Annotated in this window: 15 protein-coding genes and 1 pseudogene; 4 read left to right on the forward strand and 12 right to left on the reverse strand. The window is 45.5% G+C overall.

Features of this window, described 5'->3' with window-relative positions; translation table 11 throughout:
* Nucleotides 1-110 precede the first annotated feature (110 nt).
* The 5 genes from H580_RS0105905 to H580_RS0105925 form a co-directional block, all read right to left on the reverse strand.
* Nucleotides 111-722 carry an alpha/beta hydrolase gene (locus tag H580_RS0105905; protein ID WP_028593969.1) on the reverse strand — a complete coding sequence of 204 codons (612 nt, stop codon included), beginning with the start codon at nt 720-722 and terminating at the stop codon, nt 111-113.
* Nucleotides 723-1,062: 340 nt separating this feature from the next.
* Complete coding sequence (gene cydC, locus H580_RS0105910; protein ID WP_028593970.1) at nt 1,063-2,949, reverse strand: thiol reductant ABC exporter subunit CydC; 1,887 nt, start codon at nt 2,947-2,949, stop codon at nt 1,063-1,065.
* Nucleotides 2,946-4,703, reverse strand: coding sequence for a thiol reductant ABC exporter subunit CydD (gene cydD, locus H580_RS0105915; RefSeq protein ID WP_028593971.1), 1,758 nt, complete (start codon nt 4,701-4,703; stop codon nt 2,946-2,948). Before cydD ends, cydC begins: the two co-directional genes overlap by 4 nt.
* Nucleotides 4,703-5,716 carry a cytochrome d ubiquinol oxidase subunit II gene (gene cydB / locus H580_RS0105920; RefSeq protein ID WP_028593972.1) on the reverse strand — a complete coding sequence of 338 codons (1,014 nt, stop codon included), beginning with the start codon at nt 5,714-5,716 and terminating at the stop codon, nt 4,703-4,705. Before cydB ends, cydD begins: the two co-directional genes overlap by 1 nt.
* A complete protein-coding gene (locus tag H580_RS0105925; RefSeq protein WP_028593973.1) occupies nt 5,706-7,106 on the reverse strand; it encodes a cytochrome ubiquinol oxidase subunit I in 1,401 nt (466 codons plus the stop codon). The genes cydB and H580_RS0105925 overlap by 11 nt, the downstream gene beginning before the upstream one ends.
* A gap of 478 nt (nt 7,107-7,584) precedes the next feature.
* On the opposite strand from H580_RS0105925, the pseudogene H580_RS26365 reads away from it, so the two are divergent.
* Nucleotides 7,585-7,776, forward strand: a pseudogene (locus H580_RS26365) (iron citrate ABC transporter substrate-binding protein); the annotation flags it as partial.
* Nucleotides 7,777-7,848: 72 nt separating this feature from the next.
* Here H580_RS26365 and H580_RS26790 read toward each other — a convergent pair.
* From H580_RS26790 to H580_RS0105945, 4 genes are all read right to left on the reverse strand, one after another.
* Nucleotides 7,849-7,980: a hypothetical protein gene (locus H580_RS26790; protein WP_281167959.1), complete on the reverse strand. Its 132-nt coding sequence runs from the start codon at nt 7,978-7,980 to the stop codon at nt 7,849-7,851.
* An 18-nt stretch (nt 7,981-7,998) separates the two neighbouring features.
* Nucleotides 7,999-9,264 (reverse strand): helix-turn-helix domain-containing protein, encoded by a 1,266-nt coding sequence (locus H580_RS23520; protein ID WP_084508993.1) that lies wholly within the window; start codon nt 9,262-9,264, stop codon nt 7,999-8,001.
* A 252-nt stretch (nt 9,265-9,516) separates the two neighbouring features.
* Nucleotides 9,517-10,464, reverse strand: a complete 948-nt coding sequence (locus tag H580_RS0105940) for a 1,4-dihydroxy-2-naphthoate polyprenyltransferase (RefSeq protein ID WP_028593974.1) — start codon at nt 10,462-10,464, stop codon at nt 9,517-9,519.
* A gap of 183 nt (nt 10,465-10,647) precedes the next feature.
* Entirely contained in the window at nt 10,648-11,247 is a 600-nt protein-coding gene (locus H580_RS0105945; RefSeq protein WP_028593975.1) for a nitroreductase family protein, read from the reverse strand.
* Between the two features lie 176 nt (nt 11,248-11,423).
* Here H580_RS0105945 and H580_RS0105950 point away from each other — a divergent pair, with 176 nt between their 5' ends.
* Nucleotides 11,424-11,780: a winged helix-turn-helix transcriptional regulator gene (locus H580_RS0105950; RefSeq protein WP_028593976.1), complete on the forward strand. Its 357-nt coding sequence runs from the start codon at nt 11,424-11,426 to the stop codon at nt 11,778-11,780.
* A 96-nt stretch (nt 11,781-11,876) separates the two neighbouring features.
* Here the strand turns inward: H580_RS0105950 and H580_RS0105955 are convergent, their stop codons facing one another.
* The 3 genes from H580_RS0105955 to H580_RS0105965 all read right to left on the reverse strand — a co-directional run bounded on the left by H580_RS0105955 (nt 11,877) and on the right by H580_RS0105965 (nt 14,024).
* Entirely contained in the window at nt 11,877-12,596 is a 720-nt protein-coding gene (locus tag H580_RS0105955) for a 3-ketoacyl-ACP reductase (RefSeq protein WP_028593977.1), read from the reverse strand.
* A 100-nt stretch (nt 12,597-12,696) separates the two neighbouring features.
* Nucleotides 12,697-13,005 (reverse strand): antibiotic biosynthesis monooxygenase, encoded by a 309-nt coding sequence (locus H580_RS0105960; RefSeq protein WP_028593978.1) that lies wholly within the window; start codon nt 13,003-13,005, stop codon nt 12,697-12,699.
* Nucleotides 13,006-13,241: 236 nt separating this feature from the next.
* The gene (locus H580_RS0105965; RefSeq protein WP_028593979.1) at nt 13,242-14,024 is read right to left on the reverse strand and encodes a TerC family protein; all 783 of its coding nucleotides are present in this window, start codon (nt 14,022-14,024) and stop codon (nt 13,242-13,244) included.
* Nucleotides 14,025-14,578: 554 nt separating this feature from the next.
* Here H580_RS0105965 and H580_RS23525 point away from each other — a divergent pair.
* Nucleotides 14,579-15,391: a lipoate--protein ligase family protein gene (locus H580_RS23525; RefSeq protein WP_036604757.1), complete on the forward strand. Its 813-nt coding sequence runs from the start codon at nt 14,579-14,581 to the stop codon at nt 15,389-15,391.
* A gap of 345 nt (nt 15,392-15,736) precedes the next feature.
* On the forward strand, nt 15,737-15,984 hold a 248-nt coding region (locus H580_RS0105975; protein ID WP_028593980.1), incomplete at its 3' end, for a hypothetical protein.

A 15,984-nucleotide genomic window follows, 5' to 3' on the forward strand; every position in this document is an offset into this window, starting at 1 on the left:
ATTGGAAAGTTAAAAGCCAGGCAGATCCTACAACTGCCTGGCTTTTAATCGTGAATATGAAAATCGTGCTGAAATTGGGTAGTTATGAGTCGTAAGGTCACAACTTATAATTAAGCAGTATAGTGCTTCGCAAACCAAGCTGTGGAAGCCTTCACTTCATTTGATGTAAGCTGGTGTCCATGATGATCCCAGAATAATTGTACCTCAGCACCCGCCCCTTGCAGCAATGCAAACAAATCCTCTGTTTCGGCAGGCGTGCACATCCGGTCGTTCGAGCCAGCTCCGATAAACACTGGCATACCCTTTAAGTCAGGCAAAGATACCCCTCGTCTAGGCACCATCGGATGATAGAGAACAGCTCCATTCAACGCATTGGAATGATGGAAGAGCAAGCTCCCGGCAATGTTCGCTCCATTGGAATAACCTACTGCCACGACACGGTCACGGTTAAAACCATACTGAACCGCTGCTGAATCGATAAAATCATACAGCTCTTGTGTGCGGAATAGAAGATCCTCTTCGTCAAATACGCCTTCAGCTAGACGGCGGAAGAAACGAGGCATGCCGTTCTCCAATACATTACCGCGAACGCTAAGTACCGCAGACTTTGGCGATAATGCTTCAGCTAGCGGCAGCAAATCCTGCTCTGTACCACCTGTACCGTGCAGCAGAAGCAATACAGGTGCGTTAGGATCTGTTCCTTCTTTAAATATATGCTTCATGATATATCCTCCTTAACGAATAGTTACATTGTCTCCTAACATGCGGGGAGACTAGCCTCTCCGTTGTTACCTTTATATCCATTGCAATCCTTTATATCTTGAAATCGAGATATTTGATATAAACATATCATAGCTTTTTAAGCTCTATCTGTCAAACTGGACTTGTCGCAGTGAGATTGCGACATCAGCCTATCCTCTCCTCTCCTCTCCTCTCCTCTCCTCTCCCTATTGGACCCTATCTGCACAAAAAAAATCACAGCTACTGTCCTTAGGACAGCCACTGTGATGTCTAGGTTATACCATCTTACTTGGAGGAAGCACTCTCTTTATTCGATCATGATTACGATAATCCGACCGCCTTCATAACAAGTGGTCGGTCCAATTGGTACAGGCGGCGGTAACGCGCCTCCTGCTTCATTAATTGTTCATGTGTGCCGCGCATAATGATGCGGCCTTCTTCCATGAAGATGACTTCGTCCATCTGCTCCACTCCTACGAGGTGATGAGTAATCCAGATGAGCGACTTATCCGCCATTGCGTCGAACATCGTCGCCAGCAGTTCCCGCTCCGTGCGCGGGTCGAGACCTACCGTTGGCTCGTCGAGAAGCACTACCGGCGTCTGCTGCAGCAGGATGCGCGCTAGCGCAACTCGCTGGCGCTCTCCGCCGGAGAATCGCTGCCCCGCCTCATGCATGGGCGTGAGGTACCCTTCGGGCAGCGATTCAATTAAGCCATCCAGCCGCGCTTGGCGGGCGGCTTGGCGAAGCTCTCCCTCGGACGCATCGTAACGTCCGAGGCGAATGTTGTTCGCCACGCTCGTATCGAACAAGTGCGGGCTCTGATTGAGCACCGATACGAGCGTGGCGATGCGATCTGCGCCGGCGTAAGTATCCGCCGGCGTTCCATTAATGGTGACCGCGCCAGACGTAGGCGCAATTGCACCTTGAATCAGCTTGAGCAGCGTGGACTTACCTGCACCGCTGCGACCGATAACCGCTATCTTCTTGCCCTGCGGAATATCAAGCGACAACTCTTCCACGGCCATCTCGCTTCCCTGCTCATAACAGTAGCTCGCCTGTTTAATACGGATGTGCGCCGATTGTCGAGCAGCTTGCACAAGCTCTTCCTTCACAAATTTCTCCGAAATGAGGGAGGCGTTAGCAGCTTGCCCTACTTTATCGCTAACCTGTTGTTCCCCTAAAGTAAGGCTTTTCTTCTTAGCACCCTCACTTCCGCCTTCATTTTTGCTTTTATATTTGCTTTTACCGTCGTCTTCACCTTGATCTACCTTAGCCATCCGATCCAATGAGTCGGTATACTGCGGTAGTTTATCAATCGCATCCGATACAGGCAGGAACGCCTCCATCATCGGAAATACGACAAGAACAAATGCCGCAATCAGCGTGGCATCCATCGCTTGCTCAGCAAACATCTGAGCTGTCCAATAAATCATCGAGATCACAACAGCGCCAACCACTCCCTGTGCGGCAAATGTCCGCCACTTCGACCAATTACTCAAGGAGCGCTCCATACGCGCTACTTCTGCTTCTTCTCGTTCATAGTCGTTAACAAATGTCGCCTGACGTCCACTAATGACCCAATCTCCCATACCGAGCACCGCATCGGTTAGCTTTTGATACAGCTGGTTGCGTTTCTGTTTCAACTGGCGGTTACGTGCTTTATTCACGTACAGTGACAACGCTGGCAATACGAATATAAGCAGTGCAATATAGAAAGCCATCAACAACGCGAAGGCTGGGTCGAACCAGCCAAGTGCTGCAATAACGACCACATAGGCAGCCAGCGCTACAATGCTCGGGAAAATAGTCCGCATAAAAATATTTTGCAAATACTCGATATCATCTGCCAACATCCCAAGGATATCTCCTGTGCGGAAGCGAGAGCGAATAAACAGTGCTTGCGGCTCCAACAGACGATACAAGCGTACACGCATATGAGACAAGATGCGAAGGATCGTATCATGACCGACCAAACGCTCTACATAATGCACAACCGAACGACTAATACCGAATGTACGGACTAGAACGACGGGAACGTACACCATCAAAATATTTTCCGGACGAAGCGATGATTTAGAAATTAAGTAGCCCGACGTAAACATCAAGGCAGAAGCACACAGCGCCGTTAATAGACCGAGGAAGACGATGAGCGCAAAGCGCCACGAATGTGTTGAGAAATACGGTCGTATCCAATCTTCACGTTTCACCCTTCGTCCACCCCTTCCATCTGCATGCGCATCATCTCGTAGTATAATCCCTTACGTTCCAACAGCTCTTCATGTGTACCACTTTCCGCTATACGGCCATGCTCAAGCACAATTACCGAATCCATCTCCATCATCCAGTGCAGGCGGTGAGTAGCCATTAGAACCAACTTGTTCTCCAATAACGGAAGCATCGTTTCCTTCAATTCATACTCTGTCTCAATATCCAAATGTGCCGTCGGCTCATCCAACAGCATAATTGGACGCTTGCTTAAAAATGCACGAGCCAGTGCAATACGCTGCTCCTGTCCACCACTCAGGGAACGTCCGCCATTACCAATTACTTCGTCCATGCCTTGAGGCAGGCGTGCCACAACCCGCTCAAGTCCAGCAGCAGCGATGGCTTGCTTCACTTCTTTCTCTGAAGCATCAGGAGTATAAAAGCGAACATTATCCGCTAAGGAGCTATTGTACAGATACGGCTGCTGTGGAATATAAGTCAGCTGCTGTCGCCAGCCTTCTCCCGTTAAGCCCTTAATAGATTCTCCATTAAGCAGTACATCACCAGACGATGGAGCAAGGAAACCGCCGAGTATATCGATTAGGGTCGATTTACCCGCTCCACTCGCACCGATTACACCGATCTTCTTCATTCCTTGTAACGTCAGATCAATAGCACTAAGCGAAGCTGGACCTTGCAATTCATGCTTCAAACCAACATCTTTCAACGTTAGTGTACTATCCTTCGTCCACGTCCACTTCGCTTGCTCAGCCGCATGTGCAGAAGGGGAAGACGCAAGTCTCATCGCTTCGGCTTCACCCTTTTCAATAACAGCACGAATGGCCTTTCCCGCTTCCTTGCCCTTTAGCGTCGCATGATAATCTGCACCTACCATGCGAATAGGCAAGAAGTATTCTGGTGCTAGAATCAATATTAATAGCGATGGATACAACGTCATGTCGCCTTCAATAAGACGCAAACCGAGATTTACCGCTACCATCGCGACAGACAGCGTCGTAAAGAAATCAAGTGCAAACGAAGACAGAAATGCCATGCGCAGCGTCTTAATCGTTGCGGAGCGGTAAGAATCACTCACACGCTCAATCGTGTCGCTGTGCGCTTTACTTTGACCAAGTACTTTCAGTGTCTCTAGTCCACGCAGCGAATCCACAAAATGATTGGACAGTAGACGATAGGTCTTCCACTGTCGTCCCATATGCGACTTTGTTGCCAATCCTAGCAGAATCATAAATACAATCAAGATTGGCATCGTTACCGCTAAAATAATTGCAGCTACAGGGTCCAGCCAACATACATAACCCAGAACGATAATTGGTGTAATCCCAGTGCCTATCATACGTGGAATAATAAGCTCCACATACGTTCGGAACTGAGCAATTCCGTCCAGTACGAGCGTTACGACGTTGCCCGTCCCTTCGGATTGGACAAGACGTGGCCCGAACTCAAACAGCTTGCTAACCAACTGCTTGCGCAGCTCACGCCCTGCCGTCTCCGCATATCGATAGGCAATCTTCTGCATGAGAAGCGCCGTCAATTGCCGGATAAAGAAAGCGAGCAGGAACTTCGCGATCGAGTCGACTTGTTCCTGCAGCGCTTGGCCTGCAAATAGGGAGGAGATTGTCTCCGCCAGCCCTATTGCAATATATAGGATGGACACACTGTGAATGAAGGCCAGCAGCACAATAGCCGCTATGACAAGTTTGCTTCCTTTAAATCCAAGTGTGTGTTTATCCATTAGTATTCTAGATGCTCCTTCTCCGTAACACGTTTGTGGAAGACGAAATAACTCCATGCTTGATACGCTAGTATGAACGGCAGCAGCGTAACCGCCACAATCGTCATAATGCGAAGTGAATAGTCACCCGATGCAGCAGCATAAACCGTCATGTTATAGGCACTGTCAATCGAACTAATCAAGACATTTGGGAACATCGATATAAACACAGAAGCAACCGCTAACGCAATAACCGCACCTGTCATACCAAATGCCCAACCATCGCGCTTCTTGCTCATAAAATAACCAGCCATAATATAAGCAACAACGCCTAGTACAGCGATAACAACCATAACCGCACTGCGCGATTCAAATGCTGTCGTCATCGTATATGTCATACCACCGAAAACAACTAACAACACAGCAAGTGGGATTAGTAACATTTTCCCTTGTGCACGCGCTCGTTCTTGCAAGCTACCTACCGTGCGAAGCGTTGTAAACATCAAGCCGTGTACATAACATAGCAGCGTAACAACAAGACCACCTACTACCGTATACACATTCACCACTTGGAAAATAGTTGCGTTCATCTCCATGTTCTGATCGATTGGCAAGCCTTGTAGGAAACTTGCAAATACGACACCGAACAAGAATGGTGGCAAAAGGCTTCCTAGTAGGATAACGATATCCCAGTTCTTCTTCCAGCGCTCTGTATCGCCCTTACCTCTGAACTCAAAGGCTACACCACGACCAATCAAGGCCAATAACAAGAATACAAACGGGATATAAAAGCCACTAAACATCGTTGCATACCAGTGTGGGAATGCCGCGAACATGGCTCCACCCGCCGTCAACAACCACACTTCATTAGCGTCCCAGAACGGTCCAATTGAATTAATAAGTACGCGACGCTCCATATCGGATCGAGCTAGAAACTTCGTCGCCATTCCTACCCCGAAATCAAATCCCTCCAAGAAGAAGAACCCGACAAACAACACCCCGACCAGAACAAACCACAGTTCACTATACGCCATGGTGCACCTCCCTATCGAACGGGTCATTTGTTTTCACTTCGACCTTATCAATAATCGTCGGTCCTTTTTTAATTACTTTCAAGAACAGACGAACAAGGATATAAGCGAGAACACCATAGATAGCGGTAAACGCGATGAGTGAGAACAGCACTTCATTCGCTGTAACATTAGGAGAGACACTGTCCTCCGTTGTCATATAGCCAAATACGGTCCACGGCTGTCGACCGATCTCTGTCATAATCCAGCCCGCTGTATTACCAATGAACGGCATCGAGATAGCAGCGACCATGAAGCGATTAAACCATTTGTTCTTATGAGATAGCTTGTTGCGAGCAGACAAGTACACACCGTACATCGCAAGTACGATCATAATACAGCCTGCCAATACCATGATGCGGAAACTCCAGAAGGTCGTGCGTACAGGTGGAATGTAATCCCCTGGACCGTACTTCTGCTCGTATTCCGCTTGCAGCTCATTCATTCCTTTTACATCACCAGAGAACTTGCTGTACGTTAAGTAGCTGAGCAAATACGGGATTTTAATTTCCGTTCCGTTCTCTTTCTTCTCTGGATCAATGGTAGCAAACAACGTCCACGGTGCAGGATCTTCACTTCGATCCCACAATGCTTCACTCGCAGCCATTTTCATTGGCTGTGTATGCATCAAATACTGTGCCTGCTGATGCCCATATACCGCGATTAGAATCGAGGAGATAAGAGCCGCAACAATCGCAATGTTAAACGAAGTTTTGAAGAACTCTGCGTCTTGCTTCTTCAATATTTTATAAGCACTAATACCCGCAATTAAAAATGCGCCTGTTGCAATTGCAGCAAAGATCGTATGCGGATACTCCACCCATAACTGACCGTTCGAGAGCAGTGCTCCAAAATCATTCATTTCTGCTCGTCCATTCACAACCTCAAACCCTACTGGCTGCTGCATAAACGAGTTCGCTACGAGTATCCAGAAGGCCGATAACATCGTACCTATCGATACAATCCATATACATGCCAAGTGAACCTTCTTCGATAGACGATCCCAACCAAATATCCAAAGACCGATAAATGTAGATTCCAAGAAAAATGCCAGCAGCGCTTCTACCGCTAACGCAGGACCGAACACATCACCGACAAATCGTGAATAATCCGACCAGTTCATCCCGAATTGGAATTCTTGAATAATACCGGTAACAACGCCGACCGCAAAGTTAATGAGGAACAGCTTGCCCCAGAACTTCGTCATTCGCTTGTACTTCTCGTCTCCCTTGACGACATACATCGTCTCCATAATCGCGACGAGCAGTGCTAGACCAATTGACATCGGAACGAAGAAGAAGTGAAAAATCGTCGTCGATGCAAACTGGATTCGCGATAACATAACCACATCCATGGCTATTGACTCCACCTTTCTATTGGAAATATCCATTTCAACTTAAACTTTCTTACTTGCTGCTTACCCCACTAACATGCATCGTTGAATGTTTATCTTGCTATTTACCTCTTACAAGAGACGAACGTGACTTATTTCACATTTTGTCAGAAAAACAAAGCTGCCAATGTGATATTTATCACGAAAACAGCCCAATAGTTTGATCAAAATGTAAACATTGCTCACCTGTCACAATTTCGCTACAATGCAATGTATTGATTTATGTGAAAACATTCACTTTAATAAATGGTCTCGTGCGAATATGGACACATTTCAACCTTTCATCCTACATCCCGTGCATATCATCAGGAGGTAATTATTTTGAAAAAGTTCCACTCCCTCATCGCCCTTCTGGCTATCGTGTTACTTTTCATTGGATGCACATCACCACAGTAAACAATGGGCAGCAAGAAACAAATAACACTAGCGGAAATGAAACCGCTTCGTTGTCCTTCAATTTTCCTTCGTCGATGAGCTAGCCTCACTTGGCGTTAAGCCAGTAGGTATTGCCGACGATGGCAAGATAGACCGTATTATTAAGCCACTTGCTGATCAGGTCACTGGCTACACATCGGTCGGTACACGCAAGCAGCGATTGGCGAAGCACGAACAGATTATCGCGGACTTAATACGATAAATAGTACTATCGACAGCAGGATCGCCGTTTCCTATTTCTGAAACGTGCTACTGCTGTCGATACCTGCTACTTACTAGCATTCGTTACTTCTTCCCATGGGAAGCCGCCTCCTGATGTATTGGCAGCCTCTACATGAACTGAATAGGAAACGAACATCACACACGCTAAAACTACTAAAATGGCACTTCGTTTGTTCACAGTATGATCCTCCACTCGTTATACAGAGCACACTCGCTCATAAAATTGTTCTATTTCTATTAGGGTTGAAACATCTTTGAATTGAGTATCTTGCCTCAATAGCTTAAATAATAAGCGCATGCATTGCCGCTCATTGTGAACATCATTAATTTGTGCATAGGTCAATGCACTTTGCATATAGCTGTTAGCTGCATCCTCTAGTTGATTAATCTTTACAAAATAATCTCCTTTGAGTCTATAAAAGCTAGCTAACTCGTTATACTCCATCGGTGTCGTATATGAAATAGCCAAAATGGTTTCTTCCATAGATAGAAGCCGACCAGCCTCCTCTACATCATCCATACTCAAATATAGCGCTATATATTCCGTTAAAACATGTACAATAAAATCCTTACTGCACGTTTGTAAACATTGATCAAATTGCGTTATAGCTCGCTCAACATCGCCTCTCTTAGCATGAAGCATCGCCTCTAGCAATTTATCGTTATCAGCTGCCCTTGTATGTTCATAGGCCTGATATTTTTCCATATACTGCTCAGATCGTTCATAATCATTCAAATAGAAATAGGAAAAGCGTAGAATACCAATTGCGTGTATATACAATTTGCTCTCTTTATCATCCTCTTGAATGATTACCTTACAAAAATCCACACAATCCTGATATAAGCGCAGCGTAAAGGCATGGACCGCCAACTTATAGTACACTTCTATTTGCTCTCGCTCCGGTAGAAGATCAATATAGTTCAAAATATACTTACCAAATTGATAGGTTTCCTGTAGATTACTGAAATCATTTCTTTCAATACAATATTGCTGATATAGTCCTTTAGCAATGTAAACCATGATGCCATGACTTCGTGAGTATTTTACGATAAGCGTGTACAAAAGAAGCTTTAACGAGGTGTCGTGCAAAGAAGCGGTAGTTGTAAATAGTTGCTCAACCAAATCATAACTGTCTTCTTTTTCCGTTTCTAGAAACTTGGTTGCGATTTTGCGAATGATGGAGTTAGACTGGGAGCTTGCTATAGCTTCTTCCAACAGGCTCCACAATACGGAAGCCCGTCGCTCTACTTCCATATAGCATTCCACATACTCATCAAATGGGATATCCAGTAGAGATGCAATCAAGGCTACCGTCTTGAAATCTGGCCTCCTCACTTCTCTATTCTCAATCTTTGAAATGGTCCCCTTATTGATATTTGCTCTTCTGGCAAGCTCCGAAAGGGTTAGGTTAGACTTTAGCCTATATTGTTGAATCAAGTCAGCTAATGACAGTACGGTCATACTGGATCACTCTACCTCCCTAGCAAATTGCGCACATTGAGTAATCAATTATGCCTATGCCACGATTCTATAAGAAAGTAGGCAAACGATAAACGTTATACCATACCTAATACATCCTTTTTTTGCTAATTTTTAGAGTACCATGTTTTTGCAAATCTCGCAACCAACTAACCTATATAGCAGGCATTGTCGAAACCTCACCTGCTGTGCCTTCCAAAAATAAAAATACCCCAGCAATGATAAAATGATATCCTACTGCAGCACGATCGCCACTATAAGCACAAGAATACGAGCCGCATTCAGTTGAATAAAATTTTTCACCACGATTCCAAATGTTCGTTCTTTCGAGCAATCCTGCATAAATACAGAAATACGCTTACGAAGTGGAAGTAACGTCAACAAAACTGGCAGCACGACGAGCGGATGAATGCCAAGTGCAAGCAGTACGATAAGATCAAGATAAGATACGTAATAGGCATTACGGAACAAGGCAAGCGCGGACTTCTTGCCAATATAAACAGGCAATGTGTACCGTTTATTCTCAATATCCTCGTCTTTGTCGCAAATGTTGTTAGCCAGCATAATGTTGCCGATCGTCAAAATTGTTGGAATTGAGATGAGAAACACGAGCAGAATCTCTTTCACATTAATGTCCAGATAAACATGCCCATGCTCCCAAGCGATACCCGCCAGTTGAGCAGGTTCTACATGTACATAAGCAGAGATAAAGATGATGACGAAACCCATAAACAGTCCTGAGAATAGCTCACCCAGGGGCATTCGAGAAATGGGAATCGGACCTAGTGAATACCAAAAACCAACGAGGAAGGAAAGCCCTCCTAACAGTAGAACTAACAGATTTGTCTTCAGAAACAACGTAAAGCCTGCCATTATAGCTATCGATAACAATATGTAAATAAGTAAAAGCACACTCCGCTCACTCAACTGGTGTCGGACAATTGCATTATGCACTTCATAGCCGTAGCCGTTTCGCTTCACAGCCTTTTTATAGTCACCATAATTGTTAATAGCCGTCGTAGCCATGTCAAATGCCAGTAGTGAAGCGAGCATCAGCAAAAAATGATCCCATTGAAATTGATCAAATCGATACAAAGCATATAAGCTTCCTATTGCAAATGGAATCATGCTCGCGGCCTTCGTTCTTAGTTCTACTACTTGTAAAAAACTTTGAAACGTCATAGTACTACCCCTCTTTTATAATCTTCATACGAAGAAATACACCGATTGTATAAGAAAACAGGAGGTACCGACTAGGATATTTATCACAAATTTTATCTATTTCTATGATGCAAAAAGCAAAGACACTCGCCCTCCGACTTAGGAGCGAGTGTCTTGCTTATATTCGTTCTATACGATTACGCCTTATTTGAATACTTTAAGACGGCTATCTAGCGGCTGGAATGCTTTCTCACCTGCTGAAACGGTCGGCTTGCCAAATGGCATTTGCCCTGTCAGCTTCCATGTGGATGGAATGTTCCATTCCTCAGCAATTCCAGCGTCGATAAGTGGGTTATAATGCTGCAGCGTTGCGCCGAAGCCTTCTGCATCCAATAGCGTCCATACTACCAATTGAAGCATCCCGCTAGATTGCTGTGACCAGATTGGGAAGTTGTCACTGTACAGAGCAAACTGTTCTTGCAGCCCTTTAACAACCGTCTCATCCTCGAAGAAGAGTACCGTACCATAGCCGCTGCGGAAAGCGTCCATTTTTTCTTTTGTCGGTGTAAAGTTTTCAGCGGGAACGACTTTGCGCAGCGCATCCTCTGTCAAATTCCACAGCTTATCATGCTGCTCTCCAAGCAATACAACAACACGCGCGCTTTGAGAATTAAATGCGGATGGTGTATGTTGTACCGCTTCAGCAACCAACTCTTCAATGCGTGCATCCGATACGACATGTTCCTTGCTAATTCCATAAATACTGCGTCTTTCCTTCAATGCTTGCAATAAATCTTTACTCATTTTACATTCTCCTCTGCTTGTAAATTTCACTTTCTCTTTAAACGAAAATATTTTATATATACTTACTTTTATATAGCTTTATTTCACTTTCTTTATTATATCTCTATAATAAATAATGTAAATTACGCACTTTGAAGATATAAAGTATCTTTAAAGATACTTATAGGGGGATAGGCATGGAGAAGAAAAATCCTGATCTATGCAAAGTTGAAAATACGCTTCATATTTTGATTGGAAAATGGAAGCCCCTCATCATTATGCACTTGATGTTTGGTGGTACGAAGCGCTTCAGTGATCTCCAACGTGCACTTGCAGGTATTACTACGAAAACATTGACGACACAGCTTCGGGAGCTGGAAGAACAGGAAGTTATCCAGCGAGTCGTATACCCAGTAGTACCTCCACGTGTGGAATACTCGATTACGGAATATGGGATGACACTCCAACCTGTTCTTCATTTAATGCATGAATGGGGAAACGCGCATCTCGAACGACAGCTGAGTAAAGAGCAAGCTTCATTCCACAACCAATAAACGCAAAAACAGCCTTGGCTCGGTTGAATCCCGAACTAAGGCTGTTTCTTCTAACGCTATAGCCATGCTTACGCCTATAGCGTGGACGGATACGTATTACTGAGGGTTTGTCGTCCATATTCCCGCTGTTTTCACGAATACACGCGCAGGCAGCTTCAAAGTAGCAAGTGCAAGTTCTGCCACATCTTCAGGCTGCATCATGCGATCCTCGTCGCCGATTTTTAGACCAGCATTTGTAGCTAGCTCTGTATTTACCGTACTTGGTGTAAGAGCTGTCACGCGGATATTGAACTTACGCACTTCTTGCATAAGCGCTTCTGTCATACCCATAACCGCGAACTTGGACGCATTGTAAGCAGAACCTGTTGCAAAGCCGCGCTCACCTGCTGTAGATGCAACGTTAATGATGTTACCGCTGTTTTGGCTGATCATATGAGGGAGCACCGCACGTGTTACATAGTACGTACCCATCAAGTTAACTTGGATAATACGCTCCCATTCTTTTGGATCCATATCAACAAGCGTCCCGAACGTAGCAGTACCTGCGTTATTGATGAGGATATCTACTTGACCCAGCTCGCCTACGAGCGCAGCAACCGCTTGATCAACCGATTCTTGGTTCGCAATGTCTGCTGACACGATGCTGACACGGATACCGTACTGTTCTTGAAGCTCAGCCTGAAGCTTCTCCAAATCCGCACTTGTACGAGCGATAAGTCCAAGATTCGTTCCTTCCTTAGCAAGTGCATGAGCAATTGCTTTGCCGATCCCTTTACCTGCGCCTGTAATAAGAGCTACTTTATTTTTAAATTCCATTATTATTCTCTCCTTCTGACTCGGATGCCTATACTCGATGTTGTCCTGCTTCTATGAAATACGATTCCGAATGCTTCTATGTTGAAGTGTAACCACAGTGCTATGCTTGACTGGAAACGACCATTTCATACTTATTTAAAGAAGCTCCGAGCATGTACTGCTTCGATTCTCCACCACCACGATGTGATTCACGGAAAGATTCGCTCGATGTCCAGTTGCGGAAGGACTCTTCATTTTCCCACACGGTACATACCTTAAGCTCTTCTTCCCCCTCCTTACCTTCGCCAAGCCATACTTCCAATCGTATAAAGCCAGGCATCTGCTGTACACCTCGCCCTGCAGCAAAGCGTTCTGCCACCTGCTTTCCATGTCCCGCCATGATTCGAATAGTGTTCGTTACGACAAACATCGCTTCTCCTCCTATACAATCTAATACTTGCATGAACAAGTGCACGTTAGCTTACCTCACCTATTATAGTAGAAACAAGCTCTTAGTACCAATCCTCGACTGAAGATGGAAACCCTTGTTAGATAGCCCTGTATCTTCGAAAAGTAAAAAGGTCTGCACGTATACAAATGAGTTTCCTTTACAGGCTTCTCACTTCATACGTGCAGACCTCATCGTTATTTGTTCCTTACCTTCATCTATGAATGATGCGCTGTCGCTTCATTGTTAGGTACAACTTTCTCCTTTGACATGAACCAACCAGCTACAGCGATAGTAATCATGACACCCCAGAAGATAAGCTTCCATACTGGGTCTTTCGGGAACGTCTTCGCCAATACACCGATATCAGGGTGCGAAAGCGTAGATACTGTCAACTTCACGCCTACCCATCCTACGATAAGGAATGCAGCTGTTTCCAAGCCAGGGCGTTTAAGCAGCAATGTCGTGAAATAAGATGCTGCGAAACGCATGATGACGAGGCCAATAATACCACCTGCCAAAATAACGAGGAAGTGTCCACCGTCCATACCGCCGATTGGAGGCAAGCTCGTCGTCGGCAATGTAATCGCAAGCGCAACTGCTGCCAAGATTGCATCAACCGCGAACGCAAGGTCCGCCAACTCTACTTTTAATACCGTAACCCAGAAGTTCTCTTGCTTTTCCTTTACGTCCTTCTGATGACTGTCTTTCTTGAGCACGTACCTCTTCACCATGAAGCTTATCGATATAAAGAGAAGATACGCAGCACCTATCGCTTGTACCTGCCACACATTTGCCAAGTAGGAAATGACGAACAAGGAACCGAAGCGGAATACAAACGCTCCAGCCAAGCCGTAGAAGAGCGCCTTCTTTCTCTCTTTCTCAGGCAAGTGTTTAACCATAATCGAAATCACGAGCGCATTATCCGCTGCTAAAATACCTTCGAGCGCGATGAGTACGAGCAATACCCAGCCGTACTGTAACAACAAACCAACATCCATTGTAACTCCTCCTTTGTCAATCATACATGTATTAGATGTAACCAATGTGAAGGCATATAAAAACCTCCACCCCGTTCATACGGCGGTGAAGGCAGCACACGTACGTATTCCAAGAGGATACGCCTTCACCGATTGGCAAAGGTCTCGCAACAACGTCCAACGTTGTGAATAAAGCCGGAGACCCTAAGGTCACGTAATGACGACTTTATTACGGAGCTACTCCCCTTTACTATTACGAGTATTATATCATGGGTTTAAAAAATGGAAAACATGAAAATCGACTGTTTATAACGAAAATCAGATAAAATGCGCTAATTAGCCCCTATAATATTTTATATACTCTTTTTTTCTTTCATTTACAACGCTATACTTTTCATTCCTTCTGTTTATTATCTCAACCATGGGGATTGTGACCTGTATCAACCCATGCTACGATGGGTATAATCTTTTCCTAATGTCAACCAATGTGAGGACTGTCTATGATGACTTCTATGAATAGTAACCATACTACGCCTACAAATAAATATAATGAACTCGGCAAGGAATTTTCCAATATGCTGCTGTTAGACCGTACACATGAAATTGAGGAGCTTGATTCACTCTACTCCTTTGCGCTGGACGAGCTGCTATGCCGCCATACGGGGGAGGGTGGACCGCCAATTTGCCATCTATGGCGGCATCCAGCGGCATTTATTATGGGGTTGCGCGATAGCCGTCTGCCGCAGGCAGCTGAGGCGGAGCGCTGGTTACAAGGACAAGGCATGTCTACTGCCGTACGCCATTCTGGCGGAGCAGCGGTTCCGCTCGATCTTGGTGTCGTGAACGTTTCGCTCATTCTGCCGAAGGCGGATTTGAGCGATCGTCATTTTCACGACGACTTTGAGCGGATGTACAAGCTGATTCAGCTTGCGCTGCAAGCGCAGGGCGAACGAGTCGCTAAGGGCGAGATTGCAGGAGCTTTTTGCCCAGGCGATTACGACCTGAGTATCGACGGGCTGAAGTTTTGCGGCATTGCGCAGCGGCGACAGACAAAGGCCTTTATCGTCCAAGCCTTCGTGATCGCCGCTGGCTCGGGGCAGGCGCGCGCACAACTGGTGCGCGACTTCTACGACCGAGCCGCTGTTAGCGGTGCTGCGCCGTCCGACCACCCACTGGTGGTAGCGGACAGCACCGCTAGCTTGGCCGAGCTCACTGGGCTCGGCCCGGATGCCGCGCAAGCGTTCACGGACGCGGTGAAGCGCGTCATCCGTGAACAGCAATCGCCACAGGCTATTGCAGATGCGGCATCCAACTTCCATCTCCCCGAACCTGCGCATGTTCGGGAGATGGCTCTAAAGCTGCGCAGCCGCTACGCGATTCAATCGTAGCGGCTGAAGCAGCAACGCAGTCCCTTTTTTCGAGCAACAGCATGGAGCTCGAAAAAAGAACTTTCAAAAAGGTAAAAGGTTAACTTCAAAAGGTCATTTCCCATAGAACGAAGGGATCTAACATATACGGAATAGAGTTATCAAAATCAGCAAAAAAACAGATAAACAAAATGTAAAATGATCCGCTTTTATGTTGAAGATCACCCAAGATCCGAGTAAACTAATGTCACGGTTCCAATTCATGATTTGAGCATGATGTTGAGGAAGACCGACCCTATTATTTGATATATCCGGTACGAACTTTTACAACATTATTGATTCATCAAATCTTGAGGAGGAATGAACGTGGATAACAATCAAGTCATGGATATTTTGCTGCAAATTAAGACTCAAGTGGAAGGTCTGCATTCTACTGTATGTACGGTTGAAGCTCAAGTCAGCAAACTCGAAACTAAAGTAGATTCCATCGAAACTAAAATTGATGGCCTGGAATCCAGAATGAGCGGCATGGAGTCGCGAATGGACCGCATGGAGTTCAAAATGACCAATATAGAGTCAAGAATGGACAACATCGAATCCAAAGTGACTAATAT

The organism is Paenibacillus assamensis DSM 18201 (genome assembly GCF_000422445.1).
Classification (GTDB): Bacteria; Bacillota; Bacilli; order Paenibacillales; family Paenibacillaceae; genus Paenibacillus_B; species Paenibacillus_B assamensis.

Excerpts from the sequence above, each read along its gene's own strand:
- H580_RS0105905 (WP_028593969.1), bottom strand. The coding sequence starts at position 722 with ATGAAGCATATATTTAAAGAAGGAACAGATCCTAACGCACCTGTATTG.
- cydD (WP_028593971.1), bottom strand. The coding sequence starts at position 4,703 with ATGGATAAACACACACTTGGATTTAAAGGAAGCAAACTTGTCATAGCG.
- cydB (WP_028593972.1), bottom strand. The coding sequence starts at position 5,716 with ATGGCGTATAGTGAACTGTGGTTTGTTCTGGTCGGGGTGTTGTTTGTC.
- H580_RS0105925 (WP_028593973.1), bottom strand. The coding sequence starts at position 7,106 with ATGGATGTGGTTATGTTATCGCGAATCCAGTTTGCATCGACGACGATT.
- H580_RS23520 (WP_084508993.1), bottom strand. The coding sequence starts at position 9,264 with ATGACCGTACTGTCATTAGCTGACTTGATTCAACAATATAGGCTAAAG.
- H580_RS0105940 (WP_028593974.1), bottom strand. The coding sequence starts at position 10,464 with ATGACGTTTCAAAGTTTTTTACAAGTAGTAGAACTAAGAACGAAGGCC.
- H580_RS0105945 (WP_028593975.1), bottom strand. The coding sequence starts at position 11,247 with ATGAGTAAAGATTTATTGCAAGCATTGAAGGAAAGACGCAGTATTTAT.
- H580_RS0105950 (WP_028593976.1), top strand. The coding sequence starts at position 11,424 with ATGGAGAAGAAAAATCCTGATCTATGCAAAGTTGAAAATACGCTTCAT.
- H580_RS0105955 (WP_028593977.1), bottom strand. The coding sequence starts at position 12,596 with ATGGAATTTAAAAATAAAGTAGCTCTTATTACAGGCGCAGGTAAAGGG.
- H580_RS0105960 (WP_028593978.1), bottom strand. The coding sequence starts at position 13,005 with ATGTTTGTCGTAACGAACACTATTCGAATCATGGCGGGACATGGAAAG.
- H580_RS0105965 (WP_028593979.1), bottom strand. The coding sequence starts at position 14,024 with ATGGATGTTGGTTTGTTGTTACAGTACGGCTGGGTATTGCTCGTACTC.
- H580_RS23525 (WP_036604757.1), top strand. The coding sequence starts at position 14,579 with ATGCTGCTGTTAGACCGTACACATGAAATTGAGGAGCTTGATTCACTC.